This is a genomic window from Enterobacter sp. CPE_E863, from assembly GCF_046521465.1.
Taxonomy (GTDB): Bacteria; Pseudomonadota; Gammaproteobacteria; order Enterobacterales; family Enterobacteriaceae; genus Enterobacter; species Enterobacter adelaidei.
The window spans coordinates 4,335,704-4,355,552 of sequence record NZ_JBKFZX010000001.1; the positions used below are offsets into that span (position 1 = coordinate 4,335,704).

Annotated in this window: 16 protein-coding genes and 4 tRNA genes; 3 read left to right on the forward strand and 17 right to left on the reverse strand. The window is 53.5% G+C overall.

Features of this window, described 5'->3' with window-relative positions; translation table 11 throughout:
- Positions 1 to 31: 31 nt before the first annotated feature.
- Positions 32 to 1,243 (forward strand): MFS transporter, encoded by a 1,212-nt coding sequence (locus tag ACLHV8_RS21325; protein ID WP_410377028.1) that lies wholly within the window; start codon positions 32 to 34, stop codon positions 1,241 to 1,243.
- Between the two features lie 505 nt (positions 1,244 to 1,748).
- Here the strand turns inward: ACLHV8_RS21325 and ACLHV8_RS21330 are convergent.
- The 17 genes from ACLHV8_RS21330 to trxA form a co-directional block, all read right to left on the reverse strand.
- Positions 1,749 to 1,825: transfer RNA gene (locus ACLHV8_RS21330), tRNA-Pro, on the reverse strand.
- Positions 1,826 to 1,870: 45 nt separating this feature from the next.
- Positions 1,871 to 1,956, reverse strand: a tRNA-Leu gene (locus tag ACLHV8_RS21335).
- Positions 1,957 to 1,977: 21 nt separating this feature from the next.
- Positions 1,978 to 2,053 (reverse strand) — tRNA-His (locus ACLHV8_RS21340).
- A 67-nt stretch (positions 2,054 to 2,120) separates the two neighbouring features.
- Positions 2,121 to 2,197: transfer RNA gene (locus ACLHV8_RS21345), tRNA-Arg, on the reverse strand.
- 102 nt (positions 2,198 to 2,299) lie between these two features.
- Complete coding sequence (gene thrP / locus ACLHV8_RS21350; RefSeq protein ID WP_028018199.1) at positions 2,300 to 3,685, reverse strand: bifunctional threonine/serine APC transporter ThrP; 1,386 nt, start codon at positions 3,683 to 3,685, stop codon at positions 2,300 to 2,302.
- 197 nt (positions 3,686 to 3,882) lie between these two features.
- The gene (gene wecG / locus ACLHV8_RS21355; protein WP_208594826.1) at positions 3,883 to 4,623 is read right to left on the reverse strand and encodes a lipopolysaccharide N-acetylmannosaminouronosyltransferase; all 741 of its coding nucleotides are present in this window, start codon (positions 4,621 to 4,623) and stop codon (positions 3,883 to 3,885) included.
- A 12-nt stretch (positions 4,624 to 4,635) separates the two neighbouring features.
- Positions 4,636 to 5,988, reverse strand: coding sequence for an ECA oligosaccharide polymerase (gene wzyE / locus ACLHV8_RS21360; protein WP_028018201.1), 1,353 nt, complete (start codon positions 5,986 to 5,988; stop codon positions 4,636 to 4,638).
- Positions 5,985 to 7,064 carry a TDP-N-acetylfucosamine:lipid II N-acetylfucosaminyltransferase gene (locus ACLHV8_RS21365; protein WP_410377029.1) on the reverse strand — a complete coding sequence of 360 codons (1,080 nt, stop codon included), beginning with the start codon at positions 7,062 to 7,064 and terminating at the stop codon, positions 5,985 to 5,987. Before ACLHV8_RS21365 ends, wzyE begins: the two co-directional genes overlap by 4 nt.
- Positions 7,061 to 8,311, reverse strand: a complete 1,251-nt coding sequence (wzxE, locus tag ACLHV8_RS21370) for a lipid III flippase WzxE (protein WP_108091178.1) — start codon at positions 8,309 to 8,311, stop codon at positions 7,061 to 7,063. The genes ACLHV8_RS21365 and wzxE overlap by 4 nt, the downstream gene beginning before the upstream one ends.
- Before the next feature lies 1 nt (position 8,312).
- A complete protein-coding gene (gene rffA / locus ACLHV8_RS21375; protein WP_028018204.1) occupies positions 8,313 to 9,443 on the reverse strand; it encodes a dTDP-4-amino-4,6-dideoxygalactose transaminase in 1,131 nt (376 codons plus the stop codon).
- Positions 9,444 to 9,447: 4 nt separating this feature from the next.
- The gene (gene rffC / locus ACLHV8_RS21380; RefSeq protein WP_208594828.1) at positions 9,448 to 10,125 is read right to left on the reverse strand and encodes a dTDP-4-amino-4,6-dideoxy-D-galactose acyltransferase; all 678 of its coding nucleotides are present in this window, start codon (positions 10,123 to 10,125) and stop codon (positions 9,448 to 9,450) included.
- Entirely contained in the window at positions 10,122 to 11,384 is a 1,263-nt protein-coding gene (gene wecC, locus ACLHV8_RS21385) for a UDP-N-acetyl-D-mannosamine dehydrogenase (protein ID WP_208594829.1), read from the reverse strand. Before wecC ends, rffC begins: the two co-directional genes overlap by 4 nt.
- Positions 11,381 to 12,511 (reverse strand): non-hydrolyzing UDP-N-acetylglucosamine 2-epimerase, encoded by a 1,131-nt coding sequence (gene wecB / locus ACLHV8_RS21390; protein ID WP_028018207.1) that lies wholly within the window; start codon positions 12,509 to 12,511, stop codon positions 11,381 to 11,383. Before wecB ends, wecC begins: the two co-directional genes overlap by 4 nt.
- 56 nt (positions 12,512 to 12,567) lie before the next feature.
- Positions 12,568 to 13,614 carry an ECA polysaccharide chain length modulation protein gene (gene wzzE, locus ACLHV8_RS21395; RefSeq protein WP_108091181.1) on the reverse strand — a complete coding sequence of 349 codons (1,047 nt, stop codon included), beginning with the start codon at positions 13,612 to 13,614 and terminating at the stop codon, positions 12,568 to 12,570.
- A gap of 13 nt (positions 13,615 to 13,627) precedes the next feature.
- Positions 13,628 to 14,731, reverse strand: a complete 1,104-nt coding sequence (gene wecA, locus ACLHV8_RS21400) for a UDP-N-acetylglucosamine--undecaprenyl-phosphate N-acetylglucosaminephosphotransferase (protein ID WP_208594830.1) — start codon at positions 14,729 to 14,731, stop codon at positions 13,628 to 13,630.
- A gap of 242 nt (positions 14,732 to 14,973) precedes the next feature.
- Positions 14,974 to 16,233 (reverse strand): transcription termination factor Rho, encoded by a 1,260-nt coding sequence (gene rho / locus ACLHV8_RS21405; protein WP_001054528.1) that lies wholly within the window; start codon positions 16,231 to 16,233, stop codon positions 14,974 to 14,976.
- Positions 16,234 to 16,578: 345 nt separating this feature from the next.
- Entirely contained in the window at positions 16,579 to 16,908 is a 330-nt protein-coding gene (gene trxA / locus ACLHV8_RS21410; protein ID WP_006179218.1) for a thioredoxin TrxA, read from the reverse strand.
- Between the two features lie 144 nt (positions 16,909 to 17,052).
- Between trxA and rhlB the strand changes: the two genes are divergently transcribed.
- Positions 17,053 to 18,318: an ATP-dependent RNA helicase RhlB gene (gene rhlB, locus ACLHV8_RS21415; protein WP_208594831.1), complete on the forward strand. Its 1,266-nt coding sequence runs from the start codon at positions 17,053 to 17,055 to the stop codon at positions 18,316 to 18,318.
- Between the two features lie 6 nt (positions 18,319 to 18,324).
- Entirely contained in the window at positions 18,325 to 19,809 is a 1,485-nt protein-coding gene (gene gppA, locus ACLHV8_RS21420; RefSeq protein WP_108091182.1) for a guanosine-5'-triphosphate,3'-diphosphate diphosphatase, read from the forward strand.
- Positions 19,810 to 19,849: the final 40 nt, after the last annotated feature.

The following is a 19,849-nucleotide window of genomic DNA, read 5'->3' on the forward strand; positions in this document are numbered from 1 at the left end:
TGGACTAAATTGTTTTTGAAAGGAAATCTTCATGAACTCGCTTTTGTATGCGCTTATTGAAGCGCTGCGCGGCCACCGCTGGCTGCGCCTGCTTGCCTGTGCTTTTATCTTTACTTCGCTGGGAAATGGTTTAACCCAGGTTGTGGTCTTCGGTTTGCTGTTAGCGTGGTCAGCCTCGCCAGCACTGCTAACCCTCGCTTTTCTTTTCGCTACGGTACCAGGATTTGTCGGTAGCCTGATCGGTGAAAAGCTGTGCTCGAGCTATTCTCCAATATCTCTGCTGATACTGACCGAAGGACTGGGCCTGCTCGCCCTGCTCTTTCCCTTGTTTGGCGTGGGTTATCACAGCATTGCCGCTTTACTCGCCGTGCAATCCACCGAAGCGCTGCTCAGCGGGATGAGTTGGCCCGCGCTGACGTTGCTCTTTAAGCGCGGTCTCAGTGAAGCGGAGTTACCTGCGGCAACCTGTCTGGAAACTGTGATTTTTGCTTCTCAGGTGTTGTTAGGAACCGGACTGGGCGTAGTGCTGTTCCAGAGGACATCCGTGTTTACACTGCTGGCTATTGATGCCGCCAGCTTTCTCGGGTCACTGTTAATGCTATGGCTGGCTGAGCGCCAGTTTTCAGCACCATCACTCCCGTTCCCTGTTGAAGAGACAGCGCCTGCGGCGCTACGCTGGCGGACGTTGACCCGTCGGCAAAAACGCAGCCTGCTCATCCTCCCGGCGCTGGCAGCCGTCGGTTCACCGGCGATGGCACTCCTTCCGGCACTCGCGCAACAGATCCATCCTCAGAATGCGGCGGGTCTTGCTCTGCCTCTGCTTCTCGCGAGGAGTATGGGACAGCTTTGCGGCCCCATGCTGCTAAAAAGAGACAGCCTGGCGCACTTTGCTGCCCACACACCGCGAATCATCGTTTGTCTCGGTATCTTTCTGGCCGCTTATGGCATGCTTCCGTTTTTATCCGGATGGGTGGCCTGTGCGCTAGGGATGATCTTTATCGCACATCTGGCTTCGAATGTTCTCTTTGCGGCTGGCACGTTTGCTGTTCTTAGTAGCTTTGATGACACGCAAACCGCTTCAGCCAGCGGTAAAGCCTGGCGCTGGCAAACGCTCAGCGCCTCTCTTTTCACCGGCATCGCAGCGATGGTGGCAACCGGATTTGGCTCAGTACAGGCACTCTATACCGTCTCGTCAGTGGCTCTGCTGACCGTTGCTCTGAGCATGTGCTTTTATCGGGAGTAAGACATAAAAAAACGCCTGCTATAAAAGCAGGCGTTAAAACAGGTCTGTAAGACAACATATTTGGTGCTTCACTCAACGTTGTGTCCATGGTGTTTGATGAGGCCGAAGCGACATCTGTCAGTGGACGATAAGCACCGTAAATGGCTCTGCGTCATTCCTGAGTTTATGAGGCACTAAGGCGAACATAAGAGATGGAATGAGCATCTACACGCATATTATTGCACGTAACGTGCCAACATAACACTCCGAACTTTTACACCGCGCAACATTTTAAGATAAAAGGAAATTATGCTGTTAAGCACCCTCTGAGGCCCGACAATAATCCGGCAAACACAACAATATGTCTCCTGGAGGAGACAGTAAAATCAGCAAAGGATTTTTTTCTATTTTTTCAATGAATTGCATGTCGCTAAATCGCGACAATAAATGTAGGTGCTGTCGGGGGATTGCTACAGGGTGAAAAGGCGCAGAAAACAAAAAACCCCGCCGAAGCGGGGTTCAAAATTGGTCGGCGAGAGAGGATTCGAACCTCCGACCCACTGGTCCCAAACCAGTTGCGCTACCAAGCTGCGCTACTCGCCGATGTACTGCTTTTTGAATTTTTAGTTCAATTCATTTAAAAAGTCGTGGTGCGAGGGGGGGGACTCGAACCCCCACATCCTAAGGACACTAACACCTGAAGCTAGCGCGTCTACCAATTCCGCCACCTTCGCAATTCACAACTCTTTCAATAATGGGGTGGCTAATGGGATTCGAACCCACGACAACTGGAATCACAATCCAGGGCTCTACCAACTGAGCTATAGCCACCACTGTATTCTTAACTCACGCGGTACTGACTACTTCTCAGACCACCGCAGCTCCAGCACCGGGTAAATGGTGCGCCCGACAGGATTCGAACCTGAGACCTCTGCCTCCGGAGGGCAGCGCTCTATCCAGCTGAGCTACGGGCGCTTAGCGCCGTTGCGGGGCTGGATATTACGTACCTCCGTCCCCGCTGTCTAGTGCTTTTTTGAAAAAAATGCGCGTTTGGTTATGGTTTGCACATTTTGCCGCTTATTCCTCCACTTTCTGCGTGGTGGCACGGCTACCCAGGCCAAAAAGCTTATACGCAGCTGTCACTGCCGCCAGGAAGATCACCCCGACAAACAGCGACATGCGGGTATCTTCATTAAAGTACATTCCGATTAATACGCAAACCAGGAACGCCATCGTTAAATAGTTCGCATACGGGAACAGAATTGAGCGGAACGGATGGCTTTCAATCGCCTTTTTATGCGCATGGCGGAAACGCAGCTGGCTTATCAGGATAACAAACCACGGCACCATGCCTGGCAGCACGCTGGCGCTATAGACGTAAACAAATACGCGCTGCGGGTTAGGAATGATGTAATTCAGACAAGAGCCAACCAGCAGTATCGCAATGGAGACCGCCACGCCCGCAACCGGAACGCCAGCACGTGAGACTTTACTCATCGCCGCAGGCAGCTGGTTATTCTTCGAGAGTGCATAAAGCATACGACCACAGCTGTACATTCCACTGTTACAGCCTGACAATGCCGCCGTCAGTACCACAAAGTTGATGATACCTGCCGCCGCCGTGATGCCAATTTTCGCGAAGGTTAAAACAAACGGGCTACCGGTCGTGCCAATTTCGTTCCACGGGAAGATGGTCACGATGACGAAGATCGCGCCCACATAGAAAATCAGGATACGCCACAGCACCTTACCCACCGCACTACGCAGCGTGACTTGCGGGTTTTTCGCTTCACCGGCGGTAATGCCGATAAGCTCCACCCCCTGATACGAGGCCACAACGATACACAGCGCCGTCAGGAAGCCCTTCCAGCCGCCAGCGAAGAAGCCGCCGTTTTCAGTCAGGTTACCAAAGCCGATAGCGTGTCCGCCGTTGCCAAAGCCGAAGAAAATCACGCCCAGGCCAACGACAATCATCACGATAATCGTGGTGACTTTAATCATTGCGAACCAGAACTCAATTTCACCGTAAAGGCGCACGGCGGCCAGATTTGCCAGCGCCACCAACCCTACGGCAATGAGCGCGGGTATCCACTGAACCATGTCCGGGAACCAGAACTGGACGTAGACCCCTATCGCGGTGATCTCTGAGATGCCTACCGCCATCCACATAAACCAGTATGACCAGGCCGTCAGGTAGCCGAAGAACGGGCTCATATAGCGATGCGCGTAAACGGCGAAAGAACCGGTCACTGGCTCCAGGAAGAGCATTTCGCCCATCGAACGCATAATGAAGAAAACAAACAGCCCGGCGATAATATACGCCAGTAATACGGAAGGGCCTGCCCATTTGAGCGTACTTGCGGAGCCCATAAACAGGCCGACGCCGATAGTGCCGCCCAGCGCTATCAGTTCAATATGACGAGCTTCCAGCCCACGCTGTAGCTCCGGTTTTTTCTCTGCCATAGATCCTCGATTGTGTTTGCTGTTTCCCGACTTAAGACCGGGTATTGTTTTTTAGGGGTACTAAAATACGGAGCGAATGGTTTCTTAAAATCTGCCAAATGGCAAACGATGCATTAAAAAAATGAATGCATTGCACAGATTATCAGCAGTTTTGCAGGGGAGTTGCAGCGCGAATAGCATATCGCGCTACATTTTGATTACATTTTCCCGGTGTAATGCCAGGCGAGGTAGCGAAGCAGGCGAATCTGTCGTTTAATGCGCGTCGGTTGCGATAGCAGGCGGTACAGCCACTCAAGGCCCAGATTTTGCCAGACCTTGGGCGCACGCTTAACGTGGCCAGTAAAGACGTCGTACGTGCCGCCGACGCCCATGTACAGGGCATCTGGGCAGACCGGACGGCAGTCACGCATCAGGATCTCCTGGCGCGGGGAACCCATCGCCACGGTGACAATTTTCGCCCCGCTGTCGCGAACGCGCGCAAACAGCGCCTGCCGATCTTCCGGTTTGAAGTACCCATCCTGGCTGCCAACAATATTAACATTCCATTGACGACGCAGTTTCTCCTCCGTCTGGGCCAGTATCTCCGGCTTCCCGCCAATCAGGAACACGGGCGTGCCCTGCGCACCTGCGCGGGCCATAAGCTGCTCCCAGAGATCGGCACCCGCCACGCGGGAAACATTAGCGTCAGGATACTTTTTACGGATTGAGCGAACCACGCTGATACCGTCCGCGTATTTAAACTCAGCGGCTTCAATCAGACTTTTGACTTCCGCATTATCCTCAACTGCCAGCATTTTTTCCGCATTGATGGCCACCAGCGTCCCGGATTTCATTTGGCCGTCGGCAAAAAGAAAATCCAGTGCGTGCTGCATGTCGCGCCAGCCAATAAGCTGCAAACCACGTAGCGCATAGCGCGGTGCAGACGTTTTATCAGTCATTACTATCCTTACTCAGACTTGCGACAGCGTTGTGCTGCCCTGCGGCTCGCGCTTGTGCACAAGCCCGGCACTGTCAAACAGCCAGTACAACAATTTGGCCAGTAACAGGCAGACGCCGAAAATGACCATGAAGAACACCACGCGCGAAACGAATGAGTCCAGCCCTTCGCGCGCCAGAACGATCATATTGAAAATGGCACCAAAGCAGAAACTGTGCAAAATGGCCGCTTTATAGCGGTTGGTCTCTTCGTTACCACGCACGTAAAGCCAGTCAAACCACTTAATAATCAACCCTACGGCAACGGCCCCGGGCAGAATGAACCACGCCCCACCCATCACTACCAGAGAGCCAATCAGCGTTGGCGAGATGGCCAGTCCGGAATGGTTGTTCAGTACCTCCCAGGTAAAATAGTTCGCGGTATTGAGCACCACGCCAGGACGGTCCGGCCATAGCCAGGAAGGGATAAAGACGTAGAAGTCGCGAACGATTGGCGCCAGGCCCTGGAAATCAATCTTGTCGTAGTTTTGCAGAAGTAATGCCAGGTTTTCCCACGGCGAGAAGGTATCACGCGTCAGATAGAGGAACGTGTAAAACGCTTCATCACCCGCCACATTCATTCCGTAGCGCTTCAGTGCCAGCCAGAACATCCCCACAATGCCAAACACCCCAGCCGCCACCAGCATCCACAGCGAGATCCAGCCGCGAATAATGCCGATAAACAGGAAGATCGCGAAGGCGATAATGATGTTCGCGCGCGTCCCCCCCACAATCATGTAGGTCAGAATGCCGAACGCGACGGTACTGACCAGGAAGAACAGCCACGCTTTGCTGTCCTGGCGCAGGAAGAAGATCACCAGCATTGCCGGGATGAAGAAGTAGAAGAAACGCTTAAGCGCCACGCCTGAGACTTCGGCCGAAAAAATCTGGCTGTAGGAGTGCAGCTTAAACAGCAGGAAGCCGTTATGCATGAAGAAAATGCCGACACTGACCAGGGCGATGGTCATTAGCATCACCCATGTCAGGTGGGTCTCCACCCTGTTCATGGTAAAAAGCGCCCGGCGTGGTGCGGTTGCCTGCGTTGAACGCAGCCGCGTTTTATAGGTGACGTAGTAAACTGCATAGAAACAGGTTGCAGCCAGAAGTGCCTGGAGCAAAATTTCTGGTGGCGCGACGCTCACGTCGAAGCGGAAGACCAGAATGCTGGTCAGTGGGAAGCCAAAAAAGAACGTCAGCAAAAACAGTAACGAGAAGAACACGTTAAAGTTGAAACGCACGCGGCGGAATTCGAACCAGGTGAGCGTAGCGATAAACAGCGTGCTCAGAAGCCAAACGACCAGCAAACCGCTGAATTGCAACTGGCTCATGCTTTGCCTCCTGCAGCGATACGCAGCGCACGGTGCCACGGCGAGAGGTAATTCGGGCTAAAGAAGTCGATGGAATTTTTGTCCACCAGCGCCAGTTGTCGCTGTGCTTCCCGAACAACTTCTTCATTAAGCACATCGGTGGTAAACAGCACCGGCAGATTCTGCTCGACCATATCTTGCCAGAACGGATTATCGCGATTAAGTACACAGGGGATCCCGGCCTGAATCAGCAGACACAGTGTGCCAATCCCCTGCTGGCGGGCAAAGATAAAATACCCGAGATCGCATTTCCTCAGCAGCGCAAGGTACTCATCAAATTCCAGCTTATTATCCAGAATTTGCAAATTCCCGGCGCTGAATAACGCCAGCCCCTGCTGGCGAACCTCGTCGATATAGGCGTCGTTGTTGAGGGGGTAACCCATCGGGACAACCACATTGACGGTATCGCCAAATTGCTGATGAACAGCCCTGAGCGCGGCAGCATGTTCGTTGCTGCGATCGCCAGAGTTACCGACCAGAATCGTCAGTTTCCCCTCCCGTGGCGTGCCGGTCCCCATGGTGTTAAGCGCCGGGTTCATTCGGGTCGGGAAATAGAGCAATTCGCCGCGCACATCAGGATGCTGTTTCGCAAAATAATTCAGATCGCCACGGGTGGCAAAAACACAGCCCACGCGTCCCTGCGCCATGCGACGCAGCGGGTAGAAAAGCCGGAATTTCCAGCCGCGGGAAACCTCGTAAAGATCGGCCCCCCAGATATGCCAGCTGCACTGGGAGGGTTTAATTCCGCCGCTTAACAATGCCAGCCACAGACCGGTATTAAACTGCCCGTGGAAGAAGAAGAGTTGCTCACGATCCGCTTTGGCTTTGGCAACGACCGCCTTCGCCAGCGTAGCCTTATCCGGCCAGAATGCGATCCTCAGCGCCGGAAACGCCTCGCTCAGGCCCTTATCCTGACCTGCAACCATAAATTCACGCGCATCAGGATCGTCCGATGCCAGCTCATCGTTAAAGAACCGCAATACGGTCTGGTTATGGTGTGGGATATCCGATCCCAGGATGTGAATCAGTGCAGTCATGCGCGTTTACGCCAAAGTAAAAATACGCCGCAACAGGCAGCAAAATAAACGATATAGGTTGCCATGTAGGCCTGAGCCGCTCCCAGTGCTCCGTGCGCGGGGATCAGCCAGTGCGAGAACACCGTCAGGAGCGTAAACTGGCTAATCTCAGCCAGGATATACAAACGCAGCGAGGCTTTCGCAATCACCAGATAGCCAAAAACGTAAGCCCCCACTTTCAGTACATCCCCCACCAGCTGCCAGGCAAAGAGATCGCGCATGGCGGTAAACTTCGCCGAGAAAAGCAGCCAGATGGCAACATCGCGCAATAACCAGACGGTAAAACTCGCAGCCGCAACAGCCGGCAACACAAAGCGCAGAGATCGAAAAATCTCACGGGTAATATCCTGTCTGGACGTCAGGCGCGATAAGGTTGGCAGTAAATAAACGCTAAAGGAAGCCGTTATAAACTGTAGGTAGGCGTCGGAAATGCTACTTACGCCCTGCCAGATACCGACCTCATCCCAGCTATAATGCGCCGCCAGCAGGTTTCGCATCATCACGTAGGCCACGGGTAGCGTGACGGAGGTGATGAGCGCCATCAGGGTAAATTTACCCAGCTGGCTGGCAAGAATCTTATCCCATTGAGGTTTCAGGTAGCTCAGAGGGATGACGCCACGACGCATCAGCATAAAGGCGGCAGGAACAACAACCAGCGCCGGGACGAGCGCCAGCCCCAGCAGTGCGCCTTCATACCCTCCAAGGCGATAGCAGAAGTAATAGGCAATAACGCCGATGACGCTCCCGAGAATTAACGCAAGGGCATTCCCGGCAGCATCACGAAAGCCTTTCATCAGCGCCAGCAGCAGGTTAGCCCAGGCAATCCCCATCTGAACCAGCGCAACCAGACGCACCAGCCCCTGGTAATGAGTGTGCCCGAACAACCCCTGGCTGATGGGTGCCGCCGCCAGCAGAAAGATAATCGCCATCAGGGTTGAAAACCCCGTGACCATCGCCGAGGAGGTGCCCACCACCCTGCGAAGCTGAGCCGCATCATCGTGATACTGCGCAACATATTTGGTCACGCCGTTAAAGATGCCGGCACCGGCCAGTACCCCAAGAACGGTAACAAGCTGACGGAAATTACCCGCCAGCCCCACACCCGAGGGGCCAAATGAGACGGCCAACAGCTTGACGACCAGCAGCCCGGCGCCAATTTTTACAAGCGTGGACGCGGCGGTCCACACCGATGCTTTTGCCAGAGACATATCAGCCGAAATAACTCAGAAGGGTATTAATCACCGTACGCTGGTTAACCGGCGCGAGGTTGTAGAACAGTGGCAGGCGAAGCAGACGCTCACTTTCTTTGGTAGTGTAACGGTCTTCACCTGAGAATACCCCAAACTCCTCGCCCGCCGGGCTGGAGTGCAGCGGAATGTAGTGGAACACCGCCATAATTTCGGCTTCTTTCAGCCAGGCAATAAGCTGGCTGCGATCGTCGTTATCGCGTAGCTTGATGTAGAACATATGCGCGTTGTGGACGCAATCTGCCGGAATGGTCGGTAGCTCAATACGCCCGGCTTTTGCCAGAGGTTCAAGCGCATCGTAATAGGTTTGCCACAGGGAGAGACGCTGAAGGTTGATGCGTTCCGCCGCTTCAAGCTGCGCCCACAGATAGGCCGCCTGTAGATCCGCCATCAGATAGCTTGAGCCAATATCACGCCAGGTATATTTGTCGACCTGGCCACGGAAGAACTGGCTACGGTTGGTGCCTTTTTCGCGGATCACTTCCGCACGCTCCACCAGCGCCCGGTCGTTAATCAGCGTCGCACCACCTTCTCCACCCGCCGTGTAGTTTTTAGTTTCGTGGAAGCTAAAGCAGCCGATATGGCCGATCGTGCCCAGCGCGCGTCCCTTGTAGGTCGACATCACGCCCTGGGCGGCATCTTCCACCACGAACAGATTATGTTTTTTGGCGAGCGCCATGATGGTGTCCATTTCACAGGCCACACCCGCGTAGTGAACCGGCACGATCGCGCGCGTTTTGTCGGTGATAGCCGCTTCAATCAGCGTCTCGTCAATGTTCATGGTATCCGGGCGGATATCCACAAAGACGATTTTCGCCCCGCGCAGGACAAACGCGTTCGCTGTGGAAACGAAGGTATAGCTCGGCATGATCACTTCATCGCCGGGCTGGATATCCAACAGCAGCGCCGCCATTTCCAGCGATGCCGTACAGGACGGGGTCAGCAGCACTTTGGCACTGCGAAAACGCTGTTCCATCCACTGCTGACAGCGGCGGGTAAAACCGCCGTCACCGCAGAGTTTGCCGCTGCCCATGGCAGACTGCATATAGTCGAGTTCCGTTCCGACGACGGGTGGTGCGTTAAATGGAATCATCTTGTCACCTGTATAACCAGTAGGCGGTGGCGTCGATGTTGGCACCACTCGCAATATAACGTTTAAGCGCAGCGGTGTTGCCCACCTGGGTCGCCACCCGCAGCGTCGAAACCTGCTGCTGTTGCGCCCAGTGCATCGCCGCCTGCATGAGTTTTTCACCCATGCCACGCCCGGCTAATAAGCCAATACGCGCCTCACGCTCGTTGAGCTTGCGCAGCGAGACGAACCCCTGGATTTGACCGTCTCCAGCACGAAAAACCAGGCAGACGTGGTCAAAGGTGCCTTTGACCGCATTCTCCACCCACTGCGCGTAGAAACGACCGCTGTCGTCAGGCGCGTACCAGGGCGTGCGAAAACGGCTCTGAGCAAACGCCCGAACCGCCATCTGACGCAGCACGGGAATATCCTGTTCGGTTGCAAATTCCGCGCCTGACGCATCATGCCGGGTGAGCGTTATAGAAAGATCGACCTCACCTTCAACCAGCTTAAAGCCGTGTTGCTGGAGCGCATCAAGAAGGTCAGCACGGTCCGCAGGGATCTTCGCCTGAACCCTCTGCCAGGCCGTAAAGTCAGATTCCATCAGTGCCGGCGCATTATCGCGCAGACGCACAATAGCCGAAGGTAGACCGAAAAAGGTACTCTCCCAGTTCAGGGGTTCAAGCACCCCATTCAGGCTACTCAACGCCAGACACCTTTGGTATCAACAATATACTGCTGACGAACAGCTGCGCCGGACGTCGCTTTAAATTCTTTATGATCCACCAGCAGCACCAGCACATCCGCCGTCGCCAGCGCATCCTCCAGCGCGGTCAGCGTACAGTGCCCCGCCAGTTTTGCCGGAAGCTCATGAATATTCGGTTCGACCACCAGCGTTTCGCCCTTGTGCCATCCGGCAATCATCTCAGCAATTTCCATTGCCGGGCTTTCACGCAAATCATCAATGTTCGGTTTAAATGCCAGACCAAAGCAGGCAATTTTCAGTTCACTGGCGCGCTTGCCGCTCTCTGCCAGACAATCCGCAACCGTGGTTTTAACCTGATTGAGTACCCAGTGAGGTTTGCTGTCGTTCACTTCACGCGCGGTGCGAATCAGACGTGCCTGCGCCGGGTTTTGCGCCACGATAAACCACGGATCGACGGCGATACAGTGACCGCCCACGCCAGGGCCTGGCTGCAGAATGTTGACGCGCGGATGGCGATTCGCCAGGCTGATTAACTCCCAGACGTTAATCCCCTGATCGGCGCAGATCAGCGACAACTCATTCGCAAACGCGATATTGACGTCACGGAAGCTGTTTTCCGTCAGCTTGCACATCTCGGCGGTGCGGGAGTTAGTCACCACACACTCACCTTCCAGGAAAATCTTGTACAGCGCGCTGGCACGTTCGGAACAGACTGGCGTCATACCGCCAATCACGCGGTCGTTTTTAATCAGTTCGACCATGACCTGCCCCGGCAGCACGCGCTCCGGACAGTAGGCAATATTGACATCGGCCTGCTCACCCGCCTGCTGCGGGAAGCTGAGATCGGGACGCGCTTCAGCCAGCCACTGCGCCATCTGCTCGGTTGCCCCAACCGGAGAAGTTGATTCCAGGATCACCAGCGCCCCTTTCTTCAGCACAGGCGCAATGGATTTCACCGCCGACTCGACGAAGGCCATGTCGGGCTCGTGGTCGCCTTTAAATGGCGTTGGAACAGCAATCAGGTACGCATCAGCTTCAACAGGCGTCGTGCTGGCTCGCAGGAAGCCCCCCTCAACCGCCTCTTTCACCACGCGATCAAGATCGGGCTCCACAATATGAATTTCGCCACGGTTAATGGTTTCTACCGCACGCGCGTTGATATCCACCCCGACAACCTGCTTTTGACGGGAGGCAAACGCTGCCGCAGTAGGCAAGCCAATATAGCCAAGACCAATGACAGAGATGGTAGTAAAACTCATAGCGATATCCGATTGTGTTTAAGTGCATGCAAAATACGACCACAAGCCTGCCCGTCTCCGTACGGATTATGGGCCCGGCTCATCGCCTGATACTCTTCATCGTCGTGCAGCAGGCGCGTGACCTCTTCGACGATCAACTGTGTGTCGGTGCCGACCAGGCGTACCGTTCCCGCTTTGACGGCTTCCGGACGCTCGGTCGTTTCACGCATCACCAGAACGGGCTTGCCAAGGGACGGTGCTTCTTCCTGAATGCCACCAGAATCGGTGAGGATCAGCCAGGCATGATTCATCAACCAGACAAACGGCATGTAATCCTGAGGTTCAATGAGAAGGACATTTTCGACATGACCCAGGATGCGGTTGACGGGCTCGCTAACATTTGGGTTGAGATGCACCGGATAAACTATCTGTACATCGTCGTTCTGCGCGGCAATTTCAGCCAGTGCATGACAGATTTGCTCAAAGCCCCGACCAAAGCTTTCACGACGGTGACCAGTGACCAGAATGGTTTTTTTGCCATTGTGCAGGAAGGGGTAACGGGCAGCGAGGTCCTTCTGCAGATCGTTGTTTGCCAGTACACGGTCGCGTACCCAGATCAACGCATCAATGACCGTATTGCCGGTTACAAAGATTTTGTTATCAGCGATATTTTCACGCAGCAAGTTCTGACGCGAGTTTTCGGTTGGCGCAAAGTGGTACATGGCCAGATGACCGGTGAGCGTGCGGTTGGCCTCTTCCGGCCATGGGGAATATAGGTTTCCGGTACGCAGACCCGCCTCAACATGACCGACGGGAATACGCTGGTAAAACGCAGCCAGACTTGTCGCCACGGTGGTGGTGGTGTCACCGTGAACCAGTACAACGTCAGGTTTGAATGACTCCAGAATCGGCTTGAGCTCTTGCAGAATCCGGCAGGTTATCTCGGTCAACCCTTGCCCCGGCTTCATAATATTGAGGTCATAATCCGGGACGATGGAAAAGAGCGTTAAGACCTGATCGAGCATCTCACGGTGTTGGGCTGTGACGCACACTTTCGCTTCAATATCAGGATCATTGGCCAGCGCGTGAACCAGAGGTGCCATCTTAATGGCCTCCGGCCTGGTGCCAAATACGGTAAGTACTTTCACATCGATTCTCTTCGATTAGACGATGAAGGCCTTAGCCTTCATCGTAGACGGCGTTCTTAGTTTGTGCGACGACGCGTTAACGCCACGCCAGCGCCCGTCAGTGCGCCTACAATCCCCCACATGATCATCAGGAATGCACGACGCGGACTATCGCGTTTTACAGGTTCTTCAGGCGTTCGCAAATAACGATAGGTCTGAAAACGCGGGTCCAGCGTTGGACCAACATTCAGGGTAGTGAGCATCGCGCGGTTTTGATCGTAGTCGAGGTCAAAATCAGGGCCAACGGCCTGGAGGTTTTCCAGACGGGCCTGCAGCATTGGGCGACCAAGCAGGAACATCTCAGAATCAGGCAATTCATCAGCCGGGACATCTGTCTCAGTGCGGGAAATATTGCGCTGCTCCGCAATTTTCAGCGCCTGTTCAATATTGTGTACACGGCGAGAGAAAATGGCTTTTGCCACCTCTTCCTGACGTTTTACCTGGGCTTTCATCTGGATGGTACGAGCCGCCCAGGCACCTTTAAGCTCTTCATTCAGATGGCTTGCGGCACGCTGGCTGGCAAACGCGACATACTGGCGCAACAGGTTGTTGGCATCCGGCGCAGTTTCTGCAATCAGCTTAACGCTGTCGTTAACGTTACGCAGCGCATCACCCGGCGTAAACTGGATGTTGTTTATCAGGTCATCCAAAAACGCGGCATCCGCTTTGCTGTTGCCCACCATACGCTGCTTGTAATAATCCGTCTGACTCCAGAAATCGCGGCGTGTATCCCACGAGGCCAGTTGCATCACAAACTCTTTGTATGCCTCATCCATGACGGAAGCCTGATCGGGTGTCGCCAGATTCGCCTTGATATCCAGATTACGCAGGAACTGCTGCTGGGAATAAAACCCGCCGAGCATGTTAACCGTTGGTCTGTCTGTAATTGCTGTGGCGCTCCACTCTTGTTTTGCAAAGAAGGTGTAGGCCAGCGCTAACAGTGCGAACCCCAGCGCGATCCCAGCAATCCAGAGTTTGCCTGCCCATAACACGCGAAACAAACCCCGAATATCCAGTTCATTCTCAGTTACCACTGATTTCGCTCCCGCCAACGGTTGAGTCATCATAGTCCCGGTTTTACTTAGTTAATGTTGTGTTTTTGTCATTGTTACGACGCATCCTGCGTTTCTGACGTTTAATGAATCGCGCCACTTTCCATGCGCGCTTAATACAGTAGCCATACAGGAAGAATGCCAGCAAAAATAATGCCAACATAACCCACTCAGGAATAATATGAGAATATTCCGCAGCTACGCCAATTGCTGCCAGAATAGCGGCGGCCAGGGTGATCAGAACAAACGCCTGACGTGAAGTAAAACCCGCGCGCATGATGAGATGATGAATATGCTGACGATCAGGAGAGAAAGGACTCATCCCTTTACGCAGACGACGATACATAATCGCCACCATATCCATTAATGGAATGGCAATAATCCACAGTGCTGTTACCGGGCTAATTGGGTGGGTTTCACCCTGTGTGGTTTCCAGCAAAATCCAGATAACGGTAAAACCGATCAACGTACTGCCTGCATCGCCCATAAAGACTTTATAGCGGCGGCCAAGCGCACCAAGGTTTAAAAGGATATAAGGGAGGATGGCGGCAATCATGGCAAAACACCACATTGCCAGACTGTACTGGCCATCAAACCACAAAATAATGCCGATAGCGGCGAACGAGACGGAAGACAATCCACCGAGCAGGCCGTCAATCCCATCTACCATGTTGAAAGCATTGATCGCCGCCCAGACGGCAAAGAGTGTCAGGAAGAAGCCAAATGGACCCAGGACTAACTCCCAGGGACCAAACACATAGCCGAGACTCCGGAGATACAGCCCACCGACAACCATCATAATTACGCCAATCCCCGCCTGAACGGTGGCGCGTATTTTTACCGCGATATCAAATCGATCATCTAGGGCCCCGATCAGCACCAGAACACCGGCACAGGCGATGTAGAGAGCGGCATGCGGGATATAATAATCGGCAATGCCAAACGTGAAGCAAATCCCTGCATAAACAGAAATCCCGCCGACCAAAGGAATAAGTCCCTGATGACGTTTACGAAAATTAGGTTTATCCACCAACCCTATTCGCTTTGCCACCTTACGGGCGATGAACAAAAAACAGGTTGTGAATAAAAAAATACTGATCAGTTCAGTAACGGCGGTGAATAGATTCACAATGGATTGCTCTCAACAAATGTTAGTCCCGGAAGTATAACCATGAAGCCACTGACTCAGAAGTAATAAAGATGGCCTCTTACAACTCCCTTTGTATATTTTTCAATCAATTATTTATTTGACTGCACAAACGGTTCTATTGTCGCACCGACCGGTCAAAATTGGGAGTAGGTGATACTAGCGTATAGTCCATAAAAGAAAAACGCCACGTAAAAACGTGGCGTTCACTGGCTTTATTTGCGTTACGAGCGTTTCATCATGTCGAAGAAATCGTCGTTGGTTTTGGTCATTGCCAGTTTATTAATGAGGAACTCCATTGCATCGATTTCACCCATTGGATGGATGATTTTGCGCAGGATCCACATTTTCTGCAGCTCTTCCTGTGTGGTGAGCAGTTCTTCTTTACGGGTACCGGAACGGTTGTAATCGATAGCCGGGAAGACGCGTTTTTCTGCAATCTTACGAGAGAGGTGCAGTTCCATGTTGCCTGTACCTTTAAACTCTTCGTAGATAACTTCGTCCATTTTGGAGCCGGTATCGATCAGCGCCGTCGCGATGATGGTCAGGCTGCCGCCCTCTTCCACGTTACGTGCAGCACCGAAGAAACGCTTCGGACGATGCAGGGCGTTGGCATCCACACCACCGGTCAATACTTTACCGGAAGCCGGAACCACAGTGTTGTACGCACGGGCCAGACGCGTAATGGAGTCGAGCAGGATGATCACGTCTTTCTTGTGCTCAACCAGGCGTTTCGCCTTCTCGATAACCATTTCCGCAACCTGAACGTGACGAGATGCAGGTTCGTCAAAGGTAGAAGCCACAACTTCACCTTTAACCAGACGCTGCATCTCCGTTACTTCTTCCGGACGTTCGTCAATCAGCAGCACCATCAGCACACAGTCTGGGTGGTTATAGGCAATGCTCTGCGCGATGTTCTGCAGCAGCATGGTTTTACCCGCTTTTGGCGGTGCCACAATCAGACCACGCTGACCACGACCAATTGGTGATGCCAGGTCCAGAACACGCGCAGTTAAGTCTTCGGTAGAACCGTTACCACGCTCCATGCGCAGGCGAGAGTTCGCGTGCAGCGGCGTTAAGTTCTCAAAAAGGATCTTGTTACGTGAGTTTTCTGGTTTGTCGTAGTTAACTTCATTAACTTTCAACAGCGCAAAGTAGCGTTCACCCTCTTTAGGAGGACGAATCTTACCTGAAATGGTGTCACCAGTGCGGAGGTTGAAACGGCGGATTTGGCTAGGGGATACGTAGATGTCGTCAGGGCCGGCGAGGTAGGAGCTGTCTGCAGAGCGGAGGAAACCAAATCCGTCTTGCAATATCTCCAGCACACCGTCGCCAAAGATATCTTCGCCACTCTTCGCGTGCTGCTTCAGGATGGCGAAAATGATGTCCTGCTTGCGCATACGAGCCTGGTTTTCCAGCCCCATATTTTCGCCGAGAGTGATCAGCTCAGAAACCGGCGTATTCTTTAATTCGGTAAGATTCATAATGGTGTGGGTTCTTAAACTCGGGGTGATTCTCGAACTTAATGTTGTGAATGGTATGGCAGGGTCATCCATGCCTGTTTAGCGGCCATCAACTCATGTCTGTTCGCTGTCTGGTCACAGGGAAAGAACGCAGAACTGAAACGACAAGACGGATTGAGTGACAAGCCCGGAATTTAGCCACTTCACGCACTGTATAAGTCAACAACGGGAAGTATCGGGTAAAACAAGATTCAAACAACAAGATATGTTTAAAACGAAGTCATAGCTAACTTAGCACGACTTCAGCCGGGCGTCCAGAGTTCCTCATCATTTAGCCGGGAGCTCTGAACGCACAGCGGAGAAACCTTACGCCAGGTTAGCGTCGAGGAACTCTTTCAGTTGACCTTTGGACAGCGCGCCCACTTTGGTCGCCGCCACTTCGCCGTTTTTGAACAGCAGCAGGGTCGGAATGCCACGGATACCGTATTTTGGTGCGGTGCCCGGGTTCTGGTCGATGTTCAGCTTGGCAACGGTCAGTTTGCCCTGATATTCGTCGGCGATCTCATCCAGAATCGGGGCGATCATTTTGCAAGGACCACACCATTCAGCCCAGAAATCGACGAGGATCAGCCCGTCAGCCTTAAGTACGTCCGTGTCAAAACTGTCGTCAGTCAGGTGAATAATTTTATCGCTCATATATAACTCCACAGGAATAAGCCTGGTACGTTGGTTTTGTCTCCACCAACGACGTGTTGATGTCGCATTAACCAACTAAAGGTTGACTTTATTTCACCGGATACGCTTTCGTAAAGCAATAGTAAGCTGATATTCTACCACACTATGAGCAAAACACATTTAACAGAACAGAAGTTTTCCGACTTCGCCCTGCACCCAAAGGTGACGGAAGCCCTTGAAAAAAAAGGGTTTCATAACTGCACGCCCATTCAGGCCCTCGCGCTGCCGCTAACGCTGGCCGGTCGCGATGTTGCAGGGCAGGCGCAAACCGGTACTGGCAAAACGATGGCGTTCTTAACGTCAACGTTTCATTATTTACTTTCTCATCCAGCGATTGCAGACCGCAAAGTTAACCAGCCGCGTGCGCTAATTATGGCCCCAACGCGAGAACTGGCGGTACAGATCCATGCAGACGCTGAGCCCCTGGCACAGGCTACCGGCTTGAAGCTTGGCCTGGCCTATGGCGGCGACGGCTACGATAAACAGCTTAAAGTGCTGGAAAGCGGTGTGGATATCCTGATCGGTACCACGGGCCGCCTCATTGATTACGCTAAACAGAACCACATTAACCTCGGTGCCATCCAGGTTGTGGTGCTGGATGAAGCTGACCGTATGTACGATCTGGGCTTCATTAAAGACATCCGCTGGCTGTTCCGTCGCATGCCTCCGGCAAATCAGCGTCTGAACATGCTGTTCTCCGCGACCCTTTCTTATCGCGTACGTGAGCTGGCGTTCGAGCAGATGAACAACGCCGAATACGTGGAAGTGGAGCCCGAGCAGAAAACAGGTCACCGCATTAAAGAAGAGCTCTTCTATCCATCTAATGAAGAGAAAATGCGTCTGCTGCAAACGCTGATCGAAGAAGAGTGGCCAGACCGCGCCATTATTTTCGCGAACACCAAACACCGCTGCGAAGACATCTGGGGTCATCTGGCTGCAGACGGTCACCGTGTTGGCCTGCTGACTGGCGATGTGGCGCAGAAAAAACGCCTGCGTATTCTTGAAGAATTTACCCGTGGCGATCTCGATATTCTGGTCGCAACCGACGTGGCAGCACGTGGTTTACACATTCCAGCCGTGACGCACGTCTTTAACTATGACCTGCCAGATGACTGCGAAGACTATGTTCACCGTATCGGTCGTACCGGTCGTGCGGGCGCAAGCGGTCACTCTATTAGCCTTGCGTGTGAAGAGTATGCGCTGAATCTTCCAGCCATTGAGACCTACATCGGTCACTCTATTCCGCAGAGCAAATACAATCCGGAAGCGCTGCTAAGCGAACTGCCGCCGCCTAAGCGCCTTTCCCGCGCCCGCTCCGGCAATGGCCCGCGTCGCTCTGGCGCACCGCGTAATCGTCGTCGTTCAGGTTAAGAAAATATGCTCAGTTCCACCTCGCTTTATGCGGCAATTGATCTCGGTTCGAATAGTTTTCATATGCTGGTTGTGCGCGAGGTGGCGGGAAGCATACAAACGCTGACGCGTATTAAGCGCAAGGTCCGCCTCGCGGCGGGCCTGAGCAGCGATAACCACCTATCCCATGAAGCCATGGAACGTGGCTGGCAGTGTCTACGGCTCTTTGCTGAGCGTCTGCAGGATATCCCGCATTCCCAAATTACCGTTGTCGCCACGGCGACGCTCCGCCTGGCAGTTAACGCCGTAGATTTTATTGCTAAAGCGCAGGAAATTCTGGGGTGTCCGGTTCAGGTTATCAGCGGTGAAGAAGAAGCCCGCCTGATCTATCAGGGCGTTGCCCATACGACAGGAGGTGACGATCGCCGTCTGGTCGTGGATATCGGCGGTGCCAGCACCGAACTCGTGACCGGCACCGGCGCCCAGGCAACGTCACTGTTCAGCCTGTCGATGGGCTGCGTGACCTGGCTTGAGCGCTACTTCACTGACCGGAATCTGGGGAAAGAAAACTTCGACGAGGCGGAGAATGCCGCACGCGAGGTGTTGCGTCCGGTCATGAATGAACTTCGTTATCACGGCTGGAAAGTCTGCGTGGGTGCTTCTGGCACTGTGCAGGCCTTGCAGGAAATCATGATGGCGCAGGGAATGGATGAGCGGATCACGCTTGCCAAGCTCCAGCAGCTTAAACAGCGCGCTATTCAGTGTGGGCGGCTGGAAGAGCTTGAAATTGAAGGCCTGACGCTTGAACGTGCGCTGGTTTTCCCGAGCGGGCTGGCCATTCTGATTGCGATTTTCACCGAGCTAAACATTCAGTGTATGACGCTGGCTGGCGGCGCACTGCGAGAAGGCCTGGTCTATGGGATGTTGCATCTGTCGGTTGATCAGGACATTCGCAGCCGTACTCTGCGCAACGTGCAGCGTCGTTTTCTGGTTGATATCGACCAGGCGGGTCGTGTGGCGCAACTGGCATCACGCTTCGCCGATCAGGTTGCCACCGGCTGGGATCTTGACCCTTTGAGCCGTGATTTATTGCTGAGCGCCTGCGCGCTACATGAAGTGGGGCTGAGCATTGATTTCAAACAGGCCCCTGTTCATGCGGCCTATCTGGTACGTAACCTCGATTTACCGGGCTACACGCCTGCACAGAAAAAGTTGCTGGCAACCCTGCTGCTGAACCAGACCAACGCCGTTGACCTCTCCTCTTTACATCAACAAAACGCCGTACCGCCACGCGTGGCCGAGCATCTTTGCCGACTGCTACGTCTGGCGATTTTGTTTGCCAGCCGCCGCCGCGATGATTTGCTACCTGCCATCAATCTGGTCGCTGATGGCGAGAAGCTTTCGCTGACGTTACCGGAAAACTGGATTGATAATCATCCACTTGGGGCAGAGATGATCGAACAGGAGTGCCAGTGGCAGAGTTATGTACACTGGGTTCTTGAAGTGAAGTAATACCCTGAGCATTGCCGGGTGGCGGTTTCGCCATACCCGG

Coding starts and splice junctions, on each gene's coding strand:
- ACLHV8_RS21325 (WP_410377028.1), top strand. CDS start 32: ATGAACTCGCTTTTGTATGCGCTTATTGAAGCGCTGCGCGGCCACCGC.
- thrP (WP_028018199.1), bottom strand. CDS start 3,685: ATGGCAGAGAAAAAACCGGAGCTACAGCGTGGGCTGGAAGCTCGTCAT.
- wecG (WP_208594826.1), bottom strand. CDS start 4,623: ATGACTGATAAAACGTCTGCACCGCGCTATGCGCTACGTGGTTTGCAG.
- wzyE (WP_028018201.1), bottom strand. CDS start 5,988: ATGAGCCAGTTGCAATTCAGCGGTTTGCTGGTCGTTTGGCTTCTGAGC.
- ACLHV8_RS21365 (WP_410377029.1), bottom strand. CDS start 7,064: ATGACTGCACTGATTCACATCCTGGGATCGGATATCCCACACCATAAC.
- wzxE (WP_108091178.1), bottom strand. CDS start 8,311: ATGTCTCTGGCAAAAGCATCGGTGTGGACCGCCGCGTCCACGCTTGTA.
- rffA (WP_028018204.1), bottom strand. CDS start 9,443: ATGATTCCATTTAACGCACCACCCGTCGTCGGAACGGAACTCGACTAT.
- wecC (WP_208594829.1), bottom strand. CDS start 11,384: ATGAGTTTTACTACCATCTCTGTCATTGGTCTTGGCTATATTGGCTTG.
- wzzE (WP_108091181.1), bottom strand. CDS start 13,614: ATGACTCAACCGTTGGCGGGAGCGAAATCAGTGGTAACTGAGAATGAA.
- rho (WP_001054528.1), bottom strand. CDS start 16,233: ATGAATCTTACCGAATTAAAGAATACGCCGGTTTCTGAGCTGATCACT.
- trxA (WP_006179218.1), bottom strand. CDS start 16,908: ATGAGCGATAAAATTATTCACCTGACTGACGACAGTTTTGACACGGAC.
- rhlB (WP_208594831.1), top strand. CDS start 17,053: ATGAGCAAAACACATTTAACAGAACAGAAGTTTTCCGACTTCGCCCTG.
- gppA (WP_108091182.1), top strand. CDS start 18,325: ATGCTCAGTTCCACCTCGCTTTATGCGGCAATTGATCTCGGTTCGAAT.